Source organism: Faecalibacterium sp. An192, from assembly GCF_002160175.1.
Classification (GTDB): domain Bacteria; phylum Bacillota; class Clostridia; order Oscillospirales; family Ruminococcaceae; genus Faecalibacterium.
Genome location: NZ_NFKB01000099.1, coordinates 1 through 4,257 on the forward strand (window position 1 = coordinate 1; position 4,257 = coordinate 4,257).

Below are 4,257 nucleotides of genomic sequence, written 5' to 3' on the forward strand. Positions count from 1 at the left end.
TCCTTCTGTTGTTGATCGCACCAAAACAAAAGAACTTTTGCGTCACGAAAGATAGGGTCCCTCTGCGAGGGCCGGCTCTCACGAGCTGGCCCTCGCATTGTTTGTTATATAGGAACTATCTGGTGTATAGAATGAACCCTGTGTTTCAGCCTTTTGCGCCGCGGTCTGAATTTTCAAGCATCATGCTTGAAAATTCAGGGCACCGCAAGATGGAGCTTTTTTGCGGGTCAGAAAATCAGGCTATGAGGCAGTTTGCATCGTACCGTGCCGCAGGCACAAACGCCGGGAACGAGCCTGAGCGTAACGGCCCCGCGGAACTGCCGGAGACCCGGAAACGGTATGGTACCCATTAAAGTTTTTTGCCAAGCTTTTTTTCAAAAAAGCGGAGAAAGCGGGTGCGGAAGGCGGGAAAGTGTGGTATACTGATACGAAAACAGCTTCAGAGATCAAGAGGTGCTCCTATGAAAATTCCAGCCCGCGGTTTCACTCATGCCGGCAAATTCCATGCCGATGATGTGTTTGCCACCGCTCTTTTGCAGATTCTGCGCCCCGATATCAAGGTAACACGGGGCTTTGTGGTGCCGGATGGCTTTGACGGCATCGTCTACGATATCGGAGACGGTATGTTTGACCATCACCGCGAACCCCGGGAAACCCGGGCCAACGGCGTGCCCTATGCGGCATTCGGCCTGCTGTGGCGGATGCTGGGCCCCGGCCTGGTGGGTGAGCGTCAGGCCCGCCTCATCGATGAGAATTTCATTCAGCCCCTCGACCTCAACGATAATACCGGCGAACAGAACAGCCTCTGCGACGCCATCGGCTTCTTTAACCCCACCTGGGACTCCCCCGACAGCTCGGATGACCGGTTCTTTGAGGCGGTGGCGGTGGCCAAACAGATTTTGACCCGTCAGATCGAGTCCGCCAACGCCGTCAACCGGGCCGACGAAAAGGTCCGGGCCGCCTATGCCGCCTCCAAGGACGGCATCGTGGTGCTGCCCTGCTACCTGCCCTGGAAGAACGGCCTGTATAAGACCGACGCTCTGTTTGTGGTCTACCCCAGCCAGCGGGGCGGCTGGAGCGCCCAGTGCGTCACCGACCACCGCACCAAAAAGCCCAAACTGCCCTTCCCCGCCTCCTGGGCCGGCCAGACCCAGGATGTGATTGAGGCCCGCAGCGGCCTGGACGGTATCAGCTTCTGCCATGCCAGCCGGTTCCTGATTACCGCCAAAGACAAGCAGACCGCTGTGGCGGCCTGCCGTCTGGTCCTGAAGAACAATGGCCGCGCGTGAGGCGCTGGCCCCCGCATACGTCTATATGGTCCGATGCGAGGGCGGACAGCTGTACACCGGCTGGACCAATGACCCCGCCGCCCGGCTTCATGCCCATAAAACCGGCCAGGGAGCCAGGGCAACCCGTGCCTTTGGGGCAGAGAGCATGGCATATCTGGAGCGGTGCGCCGATAAATCGGAGGCCCTGCGGCGGGAAGCTGCCCTGAAAAAGCTGACCAAGGCGGAAAAAGAGGCTCTCTGCGCCGCCTGGGCCGAAAACGCCCGTCCACGGCTGTCCATGGCGACCCGGGACGACGCAGCGGAGATTCTGGAAATCTACAACTGGTACGTCTGCAACCGGATCGCCACCCTGCAGATCACCCCGTCCACCCTGCCTGAATATGAGGCCTGGGTGGAGGATACCCTGGCCCGGGCGCCCCTGATTTTGGCCCGGGACGGGTCCGGCCATCTGCTGGGCTATGCCTGCGCCCACCGCTATCACCCTCGGGAGGCCTTTGCCTGGGACGTGGAGAGCACCATCTACTGTGCCCCCGACGCCTGTTCGGCGGGGGTGGGGGCGGCTCTGTACGGCGCTCTGCTGGAGCTGCTCAAACTCCAGGGCTACTGGAATGTTTACGCCCTGCTGGCCGACCCCAACCCCGCCAGCGAGCGGTTCCATGAGAAGTTCGGCTTTGTCTGTGTGGGCCGAAACAAGCACACCGCCTATAAGTTTGGCCATTGGGTGGGCCTGTCCACCTGGTGGCTGCCCCTGCGCAAGGGCAACAGCGCCCCGGAACCGGTGCGCCTCCAGCTGGACCCCGCCGAGGTGGAACAGGTCCTGGACAAATACAATCACCCCGCCTCTTCCCGGCGGGGGAAATAAATGAATTTTCCAATAAAAAGCGTCTGCATGTTGTGTGCAGGCGCTTTTTTGTTTCCCTCAGCTATGCGGGCTCTCCTTTTGTGGTGCCCTGAATTTCGAGGATGGCACTGGAAAATTCAGACCGCCGGGGCTCTGGACGGCAATCTGTTTTTCGACCGAAAAGTATAAACACCCGGCAGCGGCCGGAGAGAAAACAGTGAAACATCTGAGAAAACTGCAAAGGAAACCCCGGACCAACCCAGTGAAAATTCCTCCACGCCTCCCGCCTCAAAACGGTTTGTATCCAAGATGGACCTTCCCAAACTATAAAAAATAAAGCAAAAAGGAAAAAATTTGAAATCGGGTCTTGACACCGGGGGGGGTATGTTATTATAGGCACACAAAGGAAAGGACCTTCCTTTGAACCTGTTTTGGGTCTCTATCTTTTATACACCATAAGGAGGAAAAATTCACCATGAAACTCAAGAAGATTGCTTCTCTGGCACTGGCTGGCATCATGGCCGTCAGCATGCTGGCAGGCTGCTCTGGCAAGACCGAGAACAATGAAAACGGTTCCGTTGTTGTTACTCCCGGCTCTTCTTCGATCGCTACTGCTTTCAACAACGGTCAGGACGCAGACAATAAGGTCAAGGTTACTTTCACTGCTAGCTCTGCACTCGAGGCTAAAGTTGCTAAGGCTGTAAAGCAGGAGGGTGAAAATGCAAAGTGGACTGATATCGAGGACGCTCTGGAGAAGCTGACTGGTAAAACCAGTGAAGTTCTTGCTGATAAGAGCACTCAGAACTCTAAGCTGGCCAATGGTATGACCAAGACTGCTTGGTATGGCAAGGATTATGAAAGCGAAAATTACTGGACTGAGGCTGATGCTGTGAATGCTGCTGCTCGCGATATGGACGAGAAAGTTGCTGAACTGGCTCAGAATACCAAGGAAGGTAAAAAAGACGGCGATAAATATTATGAGTTTAGCTATACTGGTGAGGTTGCTATGGTTGTGACTGAGCAGGTTGCCGGTACTACTGTTTACCATGTTGTTTACACCATTACCCAGACTGCTAACGAGAAGACTGTGAAGGCTGAGTAAGGTATCTGATTACTGACTTCAAGTCCATCTTTTATACTCATAAGGAGGAAAAAATCATTATGAAACTCAAGAAGATCGCTTCTCTGGCACTGGCTGGCGTTATGGCCGTCAGTATGCTGGCTGGCTGCAACAATGGTAGCAGCTCCAATGGCGGCAATGGCAATACCGAAGTTGTGACCAGCTCTATTGTTGATGCGGTCAATAAGGGCCAGAGCGTTGCCAATGATGTTAAGATCACTTTCACTGCAGATTCTGATCTGGATTCTGCCCTGAAGAGAGCTGCTGAAAAGCTGGGTGTTTCGGCTAATGACACTAAGCTGGCCGCGGCTATCACCAATATGACTGGTCTGAAAGTTGAAAAGCCGGATCAGGCTTGGTACCGTGCAAATCGTGTTGTGGAAGTAACCAACGTTCAGGGCCTTGGCGGCCTGTTGGGTAGCAGTGTTGTGTATGCAACTGATTATGCTACCAATGAAAAAGTTGGCGATGAAGATGGTAAGACTTATACCATGTATGGTGTTCTCAAGTATGAGGGCACCGCTTATCCCACTGAGGAGTCTGTCCTGAACACTTTTGCTAATGATGTGGATGAGTTTATTGGCACTCTGTCCAAGAACTCTGATACCACTGATGGCAAGCTGACTGTGACTACTGGCAAGGAGTACTACAGCTACAGCTATGACGGCAATGTCAGCATGGTTGCTGTTGAGAATACCAATGGTGTGGTTGATCACTATGTTGCAGTTGTTCTCAACCAGACTATCGCTGAAAAGAAGCTGTAAGAGTTTCTAATCCTACATTTACTTATAACACCCCGGCAGCACCATGGCCGGGAGTGATATAAGGGGCGTTGGGTGTGAGACCGCCTGACCGCCCGGGTATACACCCATCCGATGTGACGACAAAGGGGAATAACTAACCACTATTCCTTCTGTTGTTGATCGCACCAAAACAAAAGAACTTTTGCGTCACGAAAGATAGGGTCCCTCTGCGAGGGCCGGCTCTCACGAGCTGGCCCTCGCATT

At 54.1% G+C, this 4,257-nt stretch carries 4 protein-coding genes; all 4 read left to right on the forward strand.

Translation table 11 applies throughout. The features are described from left to right. The first annotated feature begins 461 nt into the window (after positions 1-461). The 4 genes from B5F27_RS15785 (at position 462) to B5F27_RS17050 (ending at position 4,014) form a co-directional block, all read left to right on the forward strand. On the forward strand, positions 462-1,289 hold the full coding sequence (locus B5F27_RS15785) for an MYG1 family protein (RefSeq protein ID WP_087246048.1): 828 nt from the start codon (positions 462-464) through the stop codon (positions 1,287-1,289). Beyond that, positions 1,276-2,151, forward strand: coding sequence for a GNAT family N-acetyltransferase (locus tag B5F27_RS16870; protein ID WP_158098274.1), 876 nt, complete (start codon positions 1,276-1,278; stop codon positions 2,149-2,151). The genes B5F27_RS15785 and B5F27_RS16870 overlap by 14 nt, the downstream gene beginning before the upstream one ends. A gap of 454 nt (positions 2,152-2,605) precedes the next feature. Continuing rightward, positions 2,606-3,232: a hypothetical protein gene (locus B5F27_RS15795; protein ID WP_087369010.1), complete on the forward strand. Its 627-nt coding sequence runs from the start codon at positions 2,606-2,608 to the stop codon at positions 3,230-3,232. Positions 3,233-3,291: 59 nt separating this feature from the next. Continuing rightward, a complete protein-coding gene (locus B5F27_RS17050) occupies positions 3,292-4,014 on the forward strand; it encodes a hypothetical protein (protein ID WP_087369011.1) in 723 nt (240 codons plus the stop codon). Positions 4,015-4,257 lie beyond the last annotated feature (243 nt).